The 16044-nt window shown below is 60.8% G+C and carries 16 protein-coding genes and 1 pseudogene; 4 read left to right on the top strand and 13 right to left on the bottom strand.

Translation table 11 applies throughout. The features are described from left to right. Window position 1 precedes the first annotated feature (1 nt). The 4 genes from K7H91_RS13285 to K7H91_RS13270 all read right to left on the bottom strand — a co-directional run bounded on the left by K7H91_RS13285 (window position 2) and on the right by K7H91_RS13270 (window position 3235). Entirely contained in the window at window positions 2-463 is a 462-nt protein-coding gene (locus K7H91_RS13285) for a tripartite tricarboxylate transporter TctB family protein (RefSeq protein ID WP_230720754.1), read from the bottom strand. Window positions 464-546: 83 nt separating this feature from the next. Then, a complete protein-coding gene (locus tag K7H91_RS13280) occupies window positions 547-1500 on the bottom strand; it encodes a Bug family tripartite tricarboxylate transporter substrate binding protein (RefSeq protein ID WP_230720753.1) in 954 nt (317 codons plus the stop codon). 42 nt (window positions 1501-1542) lie between these two features. Next, window positions 1543-2223, bottom strand: a complete 681-nt coding sequence (locus K7H91_RS13275; RefSeq protein WP_230720752.1) for an RraA family protein — start codon at window positions 2221-2223, stop codon at window positions 1543-1545. Between the two features lies 1 nt (window position 2224). Continuing rightward, window positions 2225-3235 (bottom strand): hydroxyacid dehydrogenase, encoded by a 1011-nt coding sequence (locus K7H91_RS13270; protein WP_230720751.1) that lies wholly within the window; start codon window positions 3233-3235, stop codon window positions 2225-2227. A gap of 129 nt (window positions 3236-3364) precedes the next feature. On the opposite strand from K7H91_RS13270, the gene K7H91_RS13265 reads away from it, so the two are divergent. After that, entirely contained in the window at window positions 3365-4315 is a 951-nt protein-coding gene (locus K7H91_RS13265) for a LysR family transcriptional regulator (protein ID WP_230720750.1), read from the top strand. A 114-nt stretch (window positions 4316-4429) separates the two neighbouring features. Here the strand turns inward: K7H91_RS13265 and K7H91_RS13260 are convergent, their stop codons facing one another. The 5 genes and pseudogenes from K7H91_RS13260 to K7H91_RS13245 all read right to left on the bottom strand — a co-directional run bounded on the left by K7H91_RS13260 (window position 4430) and on the right by K7H91_RS13245 (window position 8506). Next, window positions 4430-4729, bottom strand: coding sequence for a hypothetical protein (locus K7H91_RS13260; RefSeq protein ID WP_230720749.1), 300 nt, complete (start codon window positions 4727-4729; stop codon window positions 4430-4432). A 751-nt stretch (window positions 4730-5480) separates the two neighbouring features. Further along, a pseudogene (locus K7H91_RS25680) lies at window positions 5481-5600 on the bottom strand (uroporphyrinogen decarboxylase family protein); the annotation flags it as partial. After that, window positions 5590-6888 (bottom strand): TRAP transporter large permease, encoded by a 1299-nt coding sequence (locus tag K7H91_RS13255; RefSeq protein WP_230720748.1) that lies wholly within the window; start codon window positions 6886-6888, stop codon window positions 5590-5592. The pseudogene K7H91_RS25680 and the gene K7H91_RS13255, both read right to left, overlap by 11 nt. A 2-nt stretch (window positions 6889-6890) precedes the next feature. Then, on the bottom strand, window positions 6891-7451 hold the full coding sequence (locus tag K7H91_RS13250) for a TRAP transporter small permease (protein ID WP_230720747.1): 561 nt from the start codon (window positions 7449-7451) through the stop codon (window positions 6891-6893). Window positions 7452-7579: 128 nt separating this feature from the next. Continuing rightward, complete coding sequence (locus tag K7H91_RS13245; RefSeq protein ID WP_230720746.1) at window positions 7580-8506, bottom strand: TRAP transporter substrate-binding protein; 927 nt, start codon at window positions 8504-8506, stop codon at window positions 7580-7582. A gap of 509 nt (window positions 8507-9015) precedes the next feature. Here K7H91_RS13245 and K7H91_RS13240 point away from each other — a divergent pair. After that, on the top strand, window positions 9016-9837 hold the full coding sequence (locus tag K7H91_RS13240) for a GntR family transcriptional regulator (protein WP_230720830.1): 822 nt from the start codon (window positions 9016-9018) through the stop codon (window positions 9835-9837). Window positions 9838-9980: 143 nt separating this feature from the next. After that, a complete protein-coding gene (locus K7H91_RS13235; protein ID WP_230720745.1) occupies window positions 9981-10646 on the top strand; it encodes a glutathione S-transferase family protein in 666 nt (221 codons plus the stop codon). A gap of 84 nt (window positions 10647-10730) precedes the next feature. Here the strand turns inward: K7H91_RS13235 and K7H91_RS13230 are convergent, their stop codons facing one another. The 3 genes from K7H91_RS13230 to rraA all read right to left on the bottom strand — a co-directional run bounded on the left by K7H91_RS13230 (window position 10731) and on the right by rraA (window position 14028). Continuing rightward, window positions 10731-11525, bottom strand: a complete 795-nt coding sequence (locus K7H91_RS13230; protein WP_230720744.1) for a helix-turn-helix domain-containing protein — start codon at window positions 11523-11525, stop codon at window positions 10731-10733. Window positions 11526-11676: 151 nt separating this feature from the next. After that, window positions 11677-13302, bottom strand: a complete 1626-nt coding sequence (locus K7H91_RS13225; RefSeq protein ID WP_230720743.1) for an FAD-dependent monooxygenase — start codon at window positions 13300-13302, stop codon at window positions 11677-11679. A gap of 138 nt (window positions 13303-13440) precedes the next feature. Next, the gene (rraA, locus tag K7H91_RS13220; protein WP_230720742.1) at window positions 13441-14028 is read right to left on the bottom strand and encodes a ribonuclease E activity regulator RraA; all 588 of its coding nucleotides are present in this window, start codon (window positions 14026-14028) and stop codon (window positions 13441-13443) included. A gap of 155 nt (window positions 14029-14183) precedes the next feature. On the opposite strand from rraA, the gene K7H91_RS13215 reads away from it, so the two are divergent. Beyond that, entirely contained in the window at window positions 14184-15050 is an 867-nt protein-coding gene (locus K7H91_RS13215) for a VOC family protein (protein WP_230720741.1), read from the top strand. A gap of 48 nt (window positions 15051-15098) precedes the next feature. Here the strand turns inward: K7H91_RS13215 and K7H91_RS13210 are convergent, their stop codons facing one another. Continuing rightward, window positions 15099-15863 carry an IclR family transcriptional regulator gene (locus K7H91_RS13210; protein WP_230720740.1) on the bottom strand — a complete coding sequence of 255 codons (765 nt, stop codon included), beginning with the start codon at window positions 15861-15863 and terminating at the stop codon, window positions 15099-15101. Window positions 15864-16044 lie beyond the last annotated feature (181 nt).

Raw genomic sequence — 16044 nt, 5'->3', positions numbered from 1 at the left:
CTCAGTTCTGCCAGAGGCGTCCGACAGGGAAGTCCTGGGACATCCCGAAATCAAAGATCAGCCAGATTGCGCCGACGACAATGACCGTGGCGGCAAACAGGCCGAGCGGGTTCCTGAACCCGAATACCCAGGCGACCAGCGGGATGACGACAATCGTGCTCGGATAGAAGCCGAGAAAGTCGCATCCGAGCGCATAGGCGAAGATCAGGCAGAAGGCCCCGATGACGCGGCGCCAGGATTTGGCGATGGTTTGGGCGGCTTCTCCTTGCGCAGCATGACGCTGATCGCCGATCAGGAGCAGGACCGACAATACGATCAGGCCCACCAGCATGGCGGCGGGCAGCAGGGCGGAGATCGGACGCAGATCAGCCGTGGGAAAGAGAAAAGCGGCAGCCGCGATGATGATGCCGACGGCAGTCAACGTCTCGGGTCGGAGCAGGCGGCTCTTGCGGTCGTCTGGCATGGACAGTCTCCCTCATAGAGGCTTGACGAATTTGGGTAGCAGGCCCGACGGCGCATGGGTCGATGCGCCGTCGGAATGGAACATCAGTTCCACGGCGTTTCCTGCCAGACGCCGTTCGCCAGATCGTAGAGCTCGGACGTCAGCTGCTTGAATTCATCGCCGGTGACGATCTCGACCGGGTTCGCTGTGGCCTTCATGGCGGCAAGGAATTCGGGGTCCCCAGCCATCTGTTCGAAGGCATCATCCAGCTTGGCGGAAACATCATCCGGCAAGCCGGCCGGCGCCACGAAGCCGCGCATGGAGCCGTTCACGAGGTCGATCCCCTGCTCCTTGAACGTCGGAATGTCCGGAGCAAAGTCGGACCGCTCCTCGGTCGCGACGCCCAGCACGTTCAGTTCATCCTGAAAGCTCGCCACTTCGGAGATATTCAGGATCCCCATTGCGACATGGCCGCCCATCAGCGCGGTGCGCGCGGGCGCCGACCCCTTGAAGGGAACGATGGTGAACTCGGCATCCGTCAAACCCTCCAGCTTGATCAGCGCGAAGTGATCGTCGCCGCCCAGACTGGACATGCCGACTGTGACGGCGCCGGGGTCCTTCTTCGCCGCCGCGATCAGCTTGTCGATCGTGTCGAAGCCGCTGCCTTTCGCGGTGACGATCACATTGGGATCATTTACGACGTTGGCCAGGTAGGTGAAGCTGTCCCTGTCATATCCGGCTTCACGATCGATGGTACGCGCCATCATGCCGGGCAGGTTGAACGTGCCGATGGTGTAACCGTCGGGCTCTGCCTCGGCGACCTCGGTGACGCCGATCTGGCCGGAAGCGCCCGGCACGTTCTTCACCACCAGGCTTGCCCCGTCACCGAGATATTTCTCGATAAAGGGGGCCGCGGTGCGCGCCATTACGTCCGTGCCACCTCCTGCGGAAAAGCCGACGATGACCTCGATCGGCTTTTCCGGATATTCGGCGAGCGCAGCGCCCGCAGTCAGGATTATCGCGCCGGTCAGCGCTGTGGTATGGATCAGTTTCAGCATGGTTTTCTCCTCCTTTTCATGCTTTGGTCGTCTCGTCGCGGATCAGTCCGCGGGGAACTCACAGCCGAGCCGCTTCAGGGCCGCATCGACCCAGGCGCGGTCATTGGTGCCCTCGGCGATCGCCTTCATCTGGTGGATCTCGGCATCCGACTTGGCCTGGGTTTTCTTCAGGACCTCCTCCGCATCGGCAAGCGGAACGCAATGCACACCATCGCTATCGCCGATGACGATGTCGCCGGGGTGGATCACCATGCCGCCGATGCTCACCGGAACGTTGATCTCGCCGGGGCCATCCTTGTATGGGCCGCGATGGCTGACGCCGGCGGCGAAGGTCGGCAGGTTGGTCTTGACGAAAGCGTCGAGGTCGCGGATCGCCGCGTTCAGCACGAATCCGGCAACGCCCTTGCGGACTGCATAGGCGAGCATCAGTTCGCCCATCAGCGCATTCGAAAGGTCACCGCCGCCATCAACGACGATCACGTCGCCCGGGACCGCCATATCAATTGCCTTGTGCAGCATCAGATTATCGCCCGGCCGCGCCTTCACGGTCAGGGCAACGCCGGCAAGGTTCCCGGACGCATGCATGGGTCGCAGAGTGGGTCCGGCCGCGGTCATCCGTGACATGCTGTCGGAAACATTGGCGACGGGAAGCCTGGCAAAGGCATCGACAAGCTCTTTCGAGGCAACCTGATTACGATTAAGGATTCGGAAGCCGGCAGGCATATTACTTCTCCACGCTTGTGAGGTGCGCCGCGTCGGCGGCCAGAAATTCGCGATTGATGATCCGCTCGGGAGCGACCGGCTGGCCGTCGATAATCTGGAAGATTCCACGCAGCGCTTCTGTCCCGACGCGCGCATTGGCTTCGGCGGTGACACCGCCGATGTGCGGAGTCATGACGATATTCGGCTGCGAGAAGAAGATATGATCCGGCCCCGGAGGCTCGGATGCGAAGGTATCGATGCCGGCGCCGGCGATGTGACCCGAGACCACGGCGTCCAGCAGCGCCTGCTCGTCGATCAGCCCCCCGCGCGCGGTATTGATGACGTATGAGCCTTTGGGCATCAGCGCCAGCGCCTCGGCATTGACGATATTGCGCGTCGCTTCGGTCAACGGGCTGTGCAGCGACAGCACCTGCGACCCGGAAAACAGCTCCTGCGGTGTCGCGCAGCGGCGCGCGCCTACAGCCTCGAAGGCACTGTCAGGTGCATAGGGATCATAGGCGATCAGCGTCATGCCCAGCCCCTTGGCCATGACGCCGGTCGCACGGGCGATCGCGCCGATACCCATCAGGCCCATCGTGCCGCCGTTGAGCTCCCGCCCCTGAAAGCCGGGCTTTTCCCAGCGGCCTTCGCGCAGGCTCCGGTCCAAGGACAGGATGCGTTTTGAGACGGTCAGCAAAAGAGCGATGGTATGTTCGGCCACCGAAACCGCATTGGCGCCCGTGGCAACCAGAACCGGAATTCCACGCTTGGCAGCCGCGACGATATCGATGTTGTCGACGCCCACGCCGTGCTTGGAAATCACCCGAAGCTGCGGGGCAGCCTCGATGACGGAAGCATCGATACGACCCATGCGCGACACGATCCCGACGGCTCCGGTCTTCGCCATGTAGTCCGCAATCACGGTGGAATCGGAATAGGCCGGCATATGCACCAGCTCGTAGCCGTGGCTCTCCGCCAGCGCCTTTGCCTCGGCGGCCAGGTCAGGACCGGTTACCAGTATCGTCTTGCTCATCAAACACGTCTCCAGGGACGCTCCGAAGGGGCTGGAGCGCGCAACTGTTCTGATTTTCTCGGGACTCCGGATCAGCCTCCCAGCCATTGCCGGTTCTTGTCCTCCACCACGGGAGGTCTAGTAGAAAGTTTGACTTCACAAAAGCGATTAATTATTGTTATTAGATTTAGAAAAACTGGATTTTATATGGATACGCGTCAGTTAAAGACCCTTCTGTCCATCCACAGCCAGGGCACGTTCGCCCGCGCTGCGGACGAAGTCGGCCTCACGCCTTCGGCCGTCAGCCAGCAGATCCACGCGCTCGAGCAGGAGCTGAACGTGGTCATTTTCGACCGCGCCAGCCGGCCGCCGAAATTCACCTCGCAGGGGATGCAGGTCCTTGATATGGCCAAGGATATCCTTCAGCGCGAAGATGATGCCAAGGCGGTGTTGCGGGGCAGCCAGATCGCAGGAACCCTTCTGCTCGGCTCGGTCCGTTCAAGCGCGCTGAACCTATTGCCGCGGGCCCTGTTGCGAATGCGGGATGAATATCCGCAGCTCAAGATCAACCTGCGCGTCTCGCTCTCTGCGCCGATGATCACCGATGTCGCCTCGGGCCGTCTCGACGCTGCCATGGTTGCCGAACACATCGGATTTCCGCACGCCCTGCGGTGGTCTCCTTTCCTCAAGGAACCTCTTTGGCTGATCACTCCATCCGGAACAGCAAGCCGTGACCCCATTCATCTTCTGAATACCCAGCCCTATGTCCGTTTTCACAGCCCGGTTCCGCTGGCAAACCTCATCGACACCGAACTGTCACGCCTCGGCGTCGTCACGCAGGACATCGCCCATATCGATACGATCGGATCGATCGTGACCTGCGTTCGACAGGGCCTTGGCATCTCGGTCGTGCCTCACGTCGCGCTGCAGGAGCCCGGAAACATGGAAATCGAGAAAATCCCTTTTGGCACCCCCCAGGTTACACGCCAGATCGGCCTCGTTGACCGCGTCAATTCTCCGAGAAGGGAACTGACGCGCGCGCTGCACGGCGTCCTCGTCGATCTCTGCGGTCCCTATGGCGTGCGCACCGAGGAGGAATGATCATGATGGGATGCCCGTTCTGTTCTGCTGGCATGATCCACAGTCCCGTGGACGAGGCCTGTTGTTTCCGTCCTCATTGAAAAGGCAGATAGGAAGAGAGCCGATCGCAACGCCCTACCATTTGTATCCGAGTGTGGCCCTTACGGTTCGTCGTGCGCCATATTGACAGAACTTGGTGCTGGCGCCGACGGAGCACCACAGCATGCCCACGACATCGCTGCCCCGCATTGCCAGAATACAGGCCGATTGCTCCGGCCGCGCGACAATGCGCGCGACGATCGCCTCAACCTTTACCGAACTGAAGGAAATATAGGAAAACCGGCTTTCGGCATGCGCCGCCTCCGCCAGCGCCACCACTGACCGGATATCCGCTCCCGGCCCAAGCAGCGAGAACCGGAGACCCGCGCGCGCCATCTCAAGCCTTTCCGGCGCAGACCTCAACGGAACCCCGACGTCGCATTTCTCTTACATTGCACCTATCGGGTCCGAAGGCGAGGCAGTCAGCCCCGATACAGCCAAAAGCTGCATTCTCATCAGCCGCCGATCATTGACTATCGAAACCATATCGCCCCTGCCCGCCTGATCGGCTATCTCCGATTCGAGGAAACCACGGCCGTGGAGGCAGAGGTCGCCGCCCAAGGCAACACACAGGGAATGAACGACTTCGTTTCCAAGGCGGCCGCTGCGTCTGTCTTGGAACACTCTCGTGAGCGGGTGGCGGAATAGTGCCTTACCCAAAAGTCTTGAGGGGATATGAACCTTCGACGCAGTCGCTATGAAATTTTTCCGCGGAAAAATTCTGATGACCGAACAAGAGCTTCGGCATAGCTAGAATGACAAAAATGAGGCTATGTCCGGTCTGACTGATTTTGCGTTAATATGAGAAAGGCTGCTGGCACACCGCGGTTCGCCGACGCCCGCCGATGGCTCTGAAGCGGAATTTTCGCAGTCTACAACTCCGGTAATTATCGAGCTCGGGGCAGTGGCGTCACGTTTCCTCCCTATGACGTTGCGCTTGCTGCAATAAGGACAACGACAAATATGCCAATAGGGAAAACGCGAGAACTCCCGATGGGGTCCTTCGCCAGTCGTTCGGGACAATTTACGCCAAGGTACCCCAGACTGTCATGCCGACGAGATAACGGTTTGGCTTGGTTACAGATAATCGCAGGCGAAAAGTACGGTACTCTAGCAGATAGCGTCCTGCCTGCCGCATCAGCCAGATCGGAGGGTTTACGGTCTCGCCATATGCGAGGCCGGGCACGGGCGCCGCGTCAGCCGGCATGCAGCAGCCACAGCGTTACCTGCGGGAACAGGACGAGGATCAGGATCCGGACGCAATCGGCCAGGAAGTATGGCGTGATTCCGCGATAGATCGTGAAGAGCGGTATGTCCGGCCTCATCGAACTCAGCAGCATCACATTGATCCCGATTGGCGGCGTCAGCATGCCGACGCCCACGAGAGCGACGTTCAATATGCCCCACCAGACCGGATCGTAGCCCATCGCAATGATGATCGGCAGCACGAAGGGCAGCGTGACGACAATGGCCGCCACCTCGTCGAAGATCGACCCAAGGAAGAGATAGACTACCACCAGGATGAAGATCACGCCGAGCGGCGGCAGGTCCAGATTGTTGATGCCGACCACGATGTCGGTCGTCACGCCCGATATGCTGATGAAGTAGGAGAAGATCATGGCGCCGAAGACCATGATGTAGATCATCACGGTCGACACGCTGGCGTCGGAGAGCACGACCAGAAATGTCTTGCGGTTCAGCCGCCCGCGGAAGATCGCAAACAGGAATGCCAGAACCACGCCGATCGCCGCCGCCTCGTTGACCGTGAAGACGCCCGAATAAATGCCGCCGAGCACGATGACCGCCAGCATTATCGCGCCCCAGGACTTGCCGATCGCCCTGATCCGGTCCTTGTAAGGCAGGCGGTCCGTTCCGGGCATTGCGGCCGGATTGTGCTTGGCGACGATCCAGATGGCGATCATGTAGAGCGTCACCGACAGCAGGGCCGGGACCACCGCCGCCGTGAAGAGCGAAAGCACGGACTGTTCCGTCAGCACGGCGTACAGGATCATGATGCTCGACGGCGGCACGATGATGCCGAGCGTACCGCCGGCGGCGACAGAGCCGGCGGCGCTGCCGGGGGAATATCCGCGCTTGAGCATTTCCGGCAGCGCGACGCGCCCGAAGGTCGCGGTGGTGGCAACGCCCGAGCCGCAGACGGCGCCGAAACCGGCGCTTGCGACGACGGTCGTGGCGGCGAGCCCGCCGGGGCGGTGTCCGACGAGCGCTTCCGCGGTTTCATATATGTCCTTGGCAAGGCCCCCGGCGGTGGCGAGACCGCCCATCAGCATGAACAGAGGGATGACCGCGAGGTCAAGGCTGGCCATTGTCGAGGCGGGTTCCGAAGCGAGAAGCGACAGCGCCGGGCCCCAGCCGGCCAGAAAGGCAAAGCCGACAACGCCGACCACGGCCATCGAAACGCCGATCGGCACATGCGCCGCGACCAGAGCGAACATGACGGCAAAGCCGATCAGGGCAATGACAGAAGGCTCCATTTTTATGCGTCACTTTCCGAATTCGGGTTGCGGGAAGGCACGAGCTTCGTTTCGACTCCTTGCGGATCGACCCGCCCGCCGGTGACCATCACGATTATATCATTGATAAAATTCAGCAATTGAACGAAGGCGGCGAGAAACAGGAACGCCGTTGCCGCCGCCCACCAGGGCCAGACCGGCCAGGCTAGCACCCAGGTCTGGCGCGCGGTCCTGTAGGTTTCTTCCGTATAGGGCACGAAGTACCAGGCCATCAGCGACATGAAGATGAGAACCACCAGGCTCGCGAATACCCGGAACACCCGTTCGAGCGAGGGCCCTCCCATGGAGCCGAGTATCTCGACCGAGATATTGCTGCGGTCGTAGAGACTGGCGGGTATGCATGATGCGATCACCACCGCCATGACGACCGAGCTGACATCGTTGACGCCATGGATGGGGGCCGACAGCAGCGACCGCGAGAGCACATCGATCGCGGTCATGATCGCAAGCACGAGAAGGCCGCCAAACCCCAGCAGCGCCAACCAGCGCGTCGCGTAGCGCGTGATTCTATCTATGGACGACAAAGGACTTACTCCCCTCGGAAACGGTGAGGTTCTGGTTTCGCGGCAAGGCATTGGAGAGAATGACAAGCGAGCACGAACGGCGGACGGGTGCGTTTTTCACGCGCGCCGCCGCCCGTGTTCGGGCGAACCTACTGGCTCGCCGCGGCAACCGCCTCGCTGTATTTGTCGAAGATCTGCTGGCCGTTCGGCGTCTGCTCGATCCAGTTGTCGACCACGGTCTGCAGGCGGGCCTCCCACTTGGCCTTCTCCTCGGGCGAAAGGGTCACCATCTGCTGGGAAGGATCTTCCAGGGCCTTGGCGCGGAACTTTTCGTTGTTCCCGTCAAACTGCTCGCCCCACAGCCGCGAAAAAGCTTCGCCGGCGTTCTTGTCGATCGCCGCTTTCTGCTCGTCCGAAAGGGCGTCGTATTTCGCCTTGTTCATCACAACCATGATGGGAGAGGTTCCCATATTGACGTCGAGATGAAATTTCGCGGATTCGATAACGCCGAAAATCGTCGCTGCCACCCATTCATTCACCGAACCTGCCACGAGCCCGCGCGACAGCGCCTCGCTGAGGTTTGAGCTGGTGATGCCGCCGACAGGGGTTGCCCCGAGCGCCTCGATCGAATGCAGCAGCTGCGGGCCCGCTCCGCGAAGCCGCATGCCCTTGACCTCATCCAGGGTCTCGACCTTGGAGGTGGTGTGCAAAAGCGTGGGCGCGGTCGAGAACATGCCCAAGATCTTCACCTTGTCCATGCCAACGCCCTTGAACAGGCCCTCCTCGACCATCATGGCGCCGGCAATCGAGCCAACCGTCGCGGAAGGAATGACGCCAGGCAGTTCCATCACCGTCGTTTCGGGAAAGGCGCCCGGCGTGTAGCCGGCCACGACATAGCCGATGTCGGCTATGCCGCTGGAGACCATATCAAGGTGCGATGCAGGATCCCGACCCAAGGCGCCTGCCGGGAATACCTCCACGTCGAGCGTGCCGTTGGAGGCATCCGTCACATTTTTCGCCCAGACCGAAATGATGTCCTTGTACAGGAACGAAGGGGCCGGAAGGCTGGTCACCATGCGCAGCTTTTCCGCTGCAGAGGCACCGGCAACCGAAAAAAGAAGCACCGAGCAGGCTACGCCTACCGCGGCAATACCACTGGTAAATCTGGTAAGTTTTGACAATCTTTCCTCCCAAAGAAAGTTTAATTTTGCGCCTTCAAATTCTGCCTCAGGACAATCTCCGAATATAACCCCTGCAGAATCAGAATCTTGAATGCCTTACGAACGGAATTTGCTTCGGTTACCCCGAAATAGAGCGGCAATTGCATTTGCGAAACATGCCGCCCCGCGCCGAGCCTCCCCTTCCCGCTTTTGAGTCAAAACACCTGCCGGGCAATCCTTGCCCGATCCTCCCGGATTTGCCTCAATTCCATTCTGGCATGCCAAACTAATTGATCAATGGCAAAATTCAAAGAGAATTATTGATTTTTTGCAAAATGGCATGCTATTTTGTCGAAAGCGTCGGATACACGAGGCCGACTTGCGCTGCCCGCAACCGTTCAGGCGCTCCCAAGAGGCCGGAATTGATGTACAAGGTGAGGTCTGAAACACTGGAGTGTCAGGTGGCCAATTCAAACACAGAGTCTCAAAGCAAACTTCAGGTGCGCGCGGGAACGCTCACGAACACCGAAATCGTGGCGCAGAGACTGCGCGAAATGATACTGGGCGGCGAACTGCCCGCCGGCAAACGCGTGCAGGAGCGCGACATCGCCGAAACATTCGGTGTTTCGCGCACCCCGGTGCGGGTCGCCCTGGGCATGCTGGAGGCGGATGGCCTCGTCGAGGGCCATCCCAACCGGGGTTTCACCGTCTGTGAATTTACCGTTGACGATATCCTGTCCGCTTACGACGTCCGCAGCGCCCTCGAGGGCCTCGCCATCCGCACCGCGATGGAGGAAGGGCATCTGGCCGGCCGAGGCATTGAGGTCTTTGAAGAATGCATCGCCGAGTGCGATGACCTGTTGTCCGGCGCTGGAACATCGGCCGAGAAGCTTTCGCGATGGACGCGGGCGAACGAGAAGTTCCACCTCAACATGATCCAGGCCGCCAATCGCTCGACGCTCAACAAGGTCTATGCGAACCTCAGCCGCATGCCGCTCGTATCGCCGTCAACCTTTCTGTTCACGGTTAAGAAGGACGAGGACGGATTGGCCCGGATGGAGGAGGCTCACAGAGAGCACAAGGCGATTTACGGGGCGGTCCGGAGGGGGCAGTCCTCGCGCGCGGAAAGCCTGGTGGTCGAACATGGCCACACGGTCAGGGAGCGATTGCGGGAAATATTCGAGTGCGATCTGCAGGTGCGCGAGATGCTGCCGCCGGCGGCCAATGTGCGCTCCCTGGTTCGTTGAACCGGGCATGATCATCCCAGCCTAAACGCAGCCAATGACACGGCCGCTCCAGCCATCCGGCGGCCCACGCGCCGCACTCACGGCCAACGCCCGCCGATATCAATCACGCCAATCGATTAATTCGTATCCGGAGGAGGACACACATGAGCCAAACCGTACTATATGCCTATCCTGGCGCGTGCTCACGCGTAACGTTGACAGCGCTCGAGGAGGCAGGTGCGCCCTATCTTGATCGCTGGATCGATATCCGCGCGGATCAGCAATATAGCCCCGACTACATCGCGCAGAACCGGAAGGCGAAGGTTCCGGCACTCTCGGTTGACGGCAAGACCCTGACCGAGAATCCGGCAATTTTGTTCTACCTGCATCAGACCTTCCCCGACGCGGCCCTGTTGCCGCGCAGCGGCGACTTTTTTGATGATGCCCGCGGACTGAGCGACCTTGCCTGGTGCGCCAGCATGCTGCATCCGATGGTACGCCAGATCCGAAATCCCAAAAAATGGACCAAGGGCGATGTCAGCGGCATTGCCGAGGACGGTCTGGAGAAGCTGAACAAGGAAGCGCGCTTCGTCGAAGAAACGCTGTCGACGTCCACATGGTGGTACGGCGAGCAATGGTCGATCGTCGATGTCTATCTTTACTGGGTGTTCTCCACGGCGGCCAAGGGCGCGTTCAACCTGGAGGACTATCCCGCGCTGGCAGCCCATGCCGAGCGCGTTCGCGCGCGTCCTTCGTTCCAGCGCGCGCTGACGCGTGAGCGGGCGGCTGTCACGGACAACAAGCTGAATATCGACGCTTCGAAACTCTGAAGCGTTCGGGCGCTGTCCCCGTTTTGATAAGGGGCAGCGCCACCCCTCCTCTCGCGCGCCGACAGTGAGCGCATGCAGGAGAAATCAATCGCCGAGTTCCTCGATCTCGTATTCCAGCTTTTCGACCTGGGCGGAGATCCTGTTGGCGGCTTCGATGAGCGGTTCGCGATAGCTGGCCACGGCTGATTCAAAGCTCAGCGCCGACTTGATCCAGACCATCGTCAGGCACGCAATCACACGCTTTCTGAAAACCACCGGGGCCGAAATGCTCATGGTTCCGCTGCGAAAGCCCTCGCGGCGAAACCCGACCCCCAGATCTCTGCATTCTCCCAATATCTTTTCCAAGGGGCCGTCCACGGTCATGAAGGGCGGCTCAACGCCCAGCTCAACGCTCAGGCCGGCCAGAACATGCTCCCGCTCGTCATCCGGGGAGAAGGCCAGATAGGCGCGCCCGCTGGAACTGCCCAGCACGGGCAGGCCCAGGCCAACCATGCCGTGATCCAGGGAATACGGACTGAAATTATGCGTGGATTCCCGGATCTCCATGACAGAATTGCGAAATGCGACCAGATCAAGCGGCCACAGAACCTGGCGACCCAGCCGCACCATCTCGGGCACCGCGGTTTGAATGACCCAGTCCTCGTCGCGGAAACCGGAGCTGAGCGATTTCGCGTGAATGGCAACGCGCCAGCTGTCGCTCGTCTGATCCTTCACGATCAGGCGCATCTGCTCCAGCGTTTCCAGAAGCCGATAGACCGTCGGCCGCGGGATGTCCGCGATCGCGGCGATTTCAGCGGCCTTCAGGCCGTTCTTCTGGTTTATGATCTGTAGGATCGCAATGCCGCGCTGCAACGATCGCACGTGATTGAGTTGGCTCATCTTTGCTACAGACCCGCGCGTTGTGGAGATCGGCCGCTTCCAGACGAGATATCGCATGGGCGGTGGCCACGGTAAAGGTTTGACGCGGCGATCCGCCGGCTCCCGAACGTCAGCACGGGACCGGACAACAGCAGCCGCGCCTGCGGCGCATTTACGGTTCCTCGGCGCAACGCCGGCCCGTGACCGTGTTCCACAATTCCGTCATTGCTTCGGGAACCTGTTCGCCGCGCCAGCAGACATGCCCGTCCGGCCGCACCAGCACCAGCGGCTTTTCGTAGAGCGCGCCGATTTCCTCCTCCTCGATCAGATGCATGCCGGCAGGTATGCCCATTCGTTTGGCTTCGGCCAGAAACGCATCGGTTCCCGCTATCGTGCCGAAAACCATCAGGACATAGGCCTTGCCGAACAGGTCGAGCGTGGAGCGGCCATCATTCATCCAGGCATGCGGCGCCCGACCGCCGGGATATGTTGACGGGCGATAGAGCATGTGATCGTCCGGCGGCTCAAGACTGTTGTCCGGAACGCAGACCGGCGACTGGCGATAGCGGTGTCCCAATTGTATGCCGGCTGTCGCGAACTCCCGGTAGCGCAGGGCAAAGAGACGGTCTCTCAAGCGCTGGCGTGCTTCCGCGCCTTCTTCGCCGGCCTCTTCCACATGCGGCTCCGGCGCGATCATGCTGTCGAACACCCGGTTGTTGGCCGCCTCGTTGGTATTGCGTATGGCGATCGGCCGCCGTTCGGCCTCATAGCTGTCCAGCAGGGCTTCTCCGCCCCATCCCTGCAATCGCGCGGCAAGCTTCCAGCCCAGGTCCACGGCATCGCCGATGCCGGTGTTGGCGCCGAAACCGCCCTTCGGCCAGCGCAGATGATTTGCATCGCCCAGCAGAAACGCGCGATTATCGCGATAGCGCTCCGCCACCACGCGGTGTCCCGTCCAGGGCTGGGCCTGGATCACCTCGAAGGCGAGCTCCGGGCCGATGACCGCGGCCACCACGTCTGTCGGGTCGAAATCCCGTTTTTCCTCCGTATACATGGAGAACCGCCATTCATCCCGGCCGTCAACCGCGGTGATGTAGGCGCGATTGGCGTGACATACGGTATGCACCTGCGCCATCTTGCGCCCGAACAAGCGAGTGAGTTTGTCTCCCAGACCCTGACAGCGGAAATAGACCGCAAAGTTGAAGCCTTCGCCGAAGCTTCCGATGTAGCTGATGCCAAGCTGTTTGCGGACCGTGCTGCGCGCGCCGTCGCAGGCCGCAAGATACCGGCTGCGTATCTGACGCCTTTCCCCGGTTTGCAGGTCTTCGACGGTGCTCGTCACATAGTCTGAGTCCTGATTAAATGAAATCAGCCTGTGGCCATACCGCAAATCGCCGCCCTTTTCTTCAGCGGCCTCACGAAGCGCGGGATCAAACCCTTTCTTGGGGTAGAAGAACCCGCCTTCCGGCGAGTGCACGTCCTTTTGCGGGGCTTCGGCGTTTGAGACCCCTGGGAAAAGCGCCAGAGGCCAGCCCTCCAGCGTGGTGCAGAACCCCATATTGCGCGGGTAATCCGGCGATATCGCGTCACCGAAGCGCACGCGATCGGCAATGCCCCAGCGGCGCAGATGCTCCATCGTACGGGAGAAGATATTCTCGCCGGCCGGGAAGAAGATCTTCCCTTCCCCCTCCTCCACGAGGATATAATCGACGGCACGGTATCCCAACTCGTTGGCCAGCGACAGGCCCACCGGTCCCGCGCCGACAATCAGCACGTCGGTCTCTATCGTTTCAGTCATGTTGCTACCCGTAGTCACGTGGAATCCTCCCTGCCGCCGCGCGATTACCACGCATTGGTCTGCGCGGCGCGGCGACCCGTTTCTCCTGAAGGGTCAGGAGCCTCCCTCACATTGCGCCTTTCCGGCTTTATCGGCATCTCATTCCGCTACTGCGGCGCCCTTCACGAGGGCCATGTCCAGCTCCGATTTGCTGACCAGAACCGCATCCCGATCAGCATATATCCAGTCGCCGCGATCAATGGTGATATCGCCGAAGCGCAGTTGTCCGCCGAACCTGCCCGAAGTCGCCTGCCACCCCCGCCTTGCGGTCGCGCCGAGCGCCTTCACGCCAAACGCCATGGCGTCAATGGCCGCGCTGTCGCGAACCGCGCCGTTGATCACGACGCCGGCCCAGCCATTCATCCTCGCCATTTCCGCAAGCCGGTCGCCCATCACGCCGGTCGTCAGCGACCCCCTCCCGTCCACCACGAGAACCCGCCCGTTGCCAGCAGCGGAAACGCATTTGAGAACCGGCGTATGATCCTCGAACGTCGCGACCGTCTCCGCCGGCCCGAAGAAAGCCTCCCACTTTCCGAGACTTCTGAACTGGAGGCTGCAGACACCCAGCTCGGCATGAAATGTATCATATATATCGGCGCAACTGATTGCAGGCCCGGGGCCTGATGCACCCGTTGCCCGGCTAACGGCGGATGTCGCCGCGCGAAAGTTTCCTTCGCTATTCTTCAAGGCTTTACCCCCCTGCTTTCCGGGTTGCGGCGCTTGCGCCGGGAGCCCCCTCGCAAGTCTTGCGCATCGATGATTTGCGTCTCGCCCCTCAATCCATTTGCAGTATTCTCTTTTTCAGATAATATTGCAACGTAAAAACTTTGAGGAGAGCACAAATGCCCGATACCGTCGCCCAAGCCGGCGCATATCTTCACCACGTCGCCTTCGAGAGCGCGAACCCGGAGAGGCTCGCCGCGTTCTACGGCGACGCCATGCAGATGGAGGTCGAGAAGACCTCCGACACCCAGTGGCGTTGCGAAGGGCCGGCCCGCCGCATGATTGTCCTGAAAGGAGAGGACAAGAAGCTCGGATTTTCCGGCCTTGCGGTGCGCGACGCCGATGGGCTGGAGATGATACGCGAGCGCGCCCGCTCGCAGGGCGTCGAAATCCTCGACAACCCGTCTCCCTATTTCGAGGATGGCGCCTTTGCGGTGCGCGATTACGACGGCCATCTCGTCGTGTTCGGACTGTCGAAAGCCCCTTATGTGAAGACGATGGGCTGGCCGCGGGCCAATGCCGCAGCGCCCATCTGGGGGCCAGTTCAGCACATGACCTACCGGACGCAGAACATCGAGGGCTTTTATGAATTCTATCACAAGAAGCTCGGCTTCCGCATGGTTGACCGTGTCGTGCGCGACGACGGATCAATCGCGACAATCTTCGTGACGTCCAATCACGAGCACCACACCATCGCCGCCTTTGACGGCGACCGCACGGGCATGGATCACCATTCCTACGAAGCCGGCGAATGGAGCTACCTGCGCGACTGGTGCGAGCATTTCGCCAGCAAGGGAATCCAGCTTATGTGGGGGCCGGGCCGGCATGGACCCGGGCACAATCTTTTTGCGTTCATCGCGGATCCGGATGGCAACTGGATCGAAATCTCCGCCGAACTTGAAGTCATTCATGACCGCCCATGCGAAGACTGGCCCCACGAAGCACGCTCGCTGAACACCTGGGGCAAGGCCATTCTGCGGTCATAACGCCGTTTTCTCAGGGTTGCCGCCCTTGGAGCCGCAACCCTGAAATCGCTATGTCGTTTCCGGCTCTTTATACTGCTGCGCCAGAAACGCCTGTATCCGCTCGACGGTCTGCGTCAGTAGAGCGGTCACTCTGCCAAGCTCTTCCTCGGTCACGTTGTCGGTTTTCACCACCAGGCTGAGCGACGCTTCGAGCCCCAATTGACGGTCGAAAAGCGGAACCGCGATGCCGATCGCGCCTTGGTCGACCTCGCCGCGGGAGATCCAGTATCCCTGTTTGCGCGCAGCAAAAACATCTTCGAGAAACCGGCTCAGGGACGGGCCCTTCAGTTCGGTTTCGCGCTGCAGGAAGCGCTTCAGGCGGCGTGACTCGATGACGGAGAGGATGGCCCGCGAGGTGGCGCTCCTCGTCAAAGGCATCGGCAGGCCACGTTCGAAACTGCTCGTCAACTCCATGTTCGCGCTATGCGCATCCGCGACGCACATGACCTTGTTGCCGTAAAGCCGCGCCAGAATTGCCGTGCACTCGAGCCCGGACTTTTCGACAAGCTCCGTGAGGAATACCTCGCCCGCCCGCAACAACGGGTCCGTACGCCGCAAACGGCGCTCGAACTCCAGGAACGCCGGACCCAGCCGATACTGGGCATCGAGCGTGGCCTCCAGAAAACCGAGCGCGACAAGCTCTCCGACCCATTTGTAAACGGTGCTGCTGGCTGTTTCCAGCTGCACTGCCAGATCGGCCACGGTCCATGCCGGACGGTCTTCGGTGAACTGGTCGAGAATCCTTTTGTAGCGTGATCCGCCCTTGGTGGCCATTCTCAACTCGTCTCCGGATGCACAAGCGCAGGGCTTGTCCAGTGGCATGTTTCGCGTCCGCGATCATCTATTATGGGAAAATCGGGGGCAATGCCAAGCCGGGCGATCGATCAAAGCCCGCCTTGACCCCGTCTATCGGGAAGACACCCATCAGCCATAAAAGGCGCGGCGCACAAACACG

Source organism: Martelella mediterranea (assembly GCF_021021415.1).
Classification (GTDB): Bacteria; Pseudomonadota; Alphaproteobacteria; order Rhizobiales; family Rhizobiaceae; genus Martelella; species Martelella mediterranea_C.
The sequence above is the reverse complement of the archived record's forward strand: the minus strand, read 5'-3'. Positions and strand labels throughout refer to the sequence as shown.

Bases quoted from the DNA above. Each gene is read 5' to 3' on its own strand.
- K7H91_RS13240 (WP_230720830.1), top strand. From the start codon at position 9,016: ATGTACAAGGTGAGGTCTGAAACACTGGAGTGTCAGGTGGCCAATTCA.
- K7H91_RS13230 (WP_230720744.1), bottom strand. From the start codon at position 11,525: ATGAGCCAACTCAATCACGTGCGATCGTTGCAGCGCGGCATTGCGATC.
- K7H91_RS13225 (WP_230720743.1), bottom strand. From the start codon at position 13,302: ATGACTGAAACGATAGAGACCGACGTGCTGATTGTCGGCGCGGGACCG.
- K7H91_RS13245 (WP_230720746.1), bottom strand. From the start codon at position 8,506: ATGGTGACCAGCCTTCCGGCCCCTTCGTTCCTGTACAAGGACATCATT.
- K7H91_RS13215 (WP_230720741.1), top strand. From the start codon at position 14,184: ATGCCCGATACCGTCGCCCAAGCCGGCGCATATCTTCACCACGTCGCC.
- K7H91_RS13270 (WP_230720751.1), bottom strand. From the start codon at position 3,235: ATGAGCAAGACGATACTGGTAACCGGTCCTGACCTGGCCGCCGAGGCA.
- K7H91_RS13260 (WP_230720749.1), bottom strand. From the start codon at position 4,729: ATGGCGCGCGCGGGTCTCCGGTTCTCGCTGCTTGGGCCGGGAGCGGAT.
- K7H91_RS13210 (WP_230720740.1), bottom strand. From the start codon at position 15,863: ATGGCCACCAAGGGCGGATCACGCTACAAAAGGATTCTCGACCAGTTC.
- K7H91_RS13235 (WP_230720745.1), top strand. From the start codon at position 9,981: ATGAGCCAAACCGTACTATATGCCTATCCTGGCGCGTGCTCACGCGTA.
- K7H91_RS13275 (WP_230720752.1), bottom strand. From the start codon at position 2,223: ATGCCTGCCGGCTTCCGAATCCTTAATCGTAATCAGGTTGCCTCGAAA.
- K7H91_RS13285 (WP_230720754.1), bottom strand. From the start codon at position 463: ATGCCAGACGACCGCAAGAGCCGCCTGCTCCGACCCGAGACGTTGACT.
- K7H91_RS13280 (WP_230720753.1), bottom strand. From the start codon at position 1,500: ATGCTGAAACTGATCCATACCACAGCGCTGACCGGCGCGATAATCCTG.
- K7H91_RS13255 (WP_230720748.1), bottom strand. From the start codon at position 6,888: ATGGAGCCTTCTGTCATTGCCCTGATCGGCTTTGCCGTCATGTTCGCT.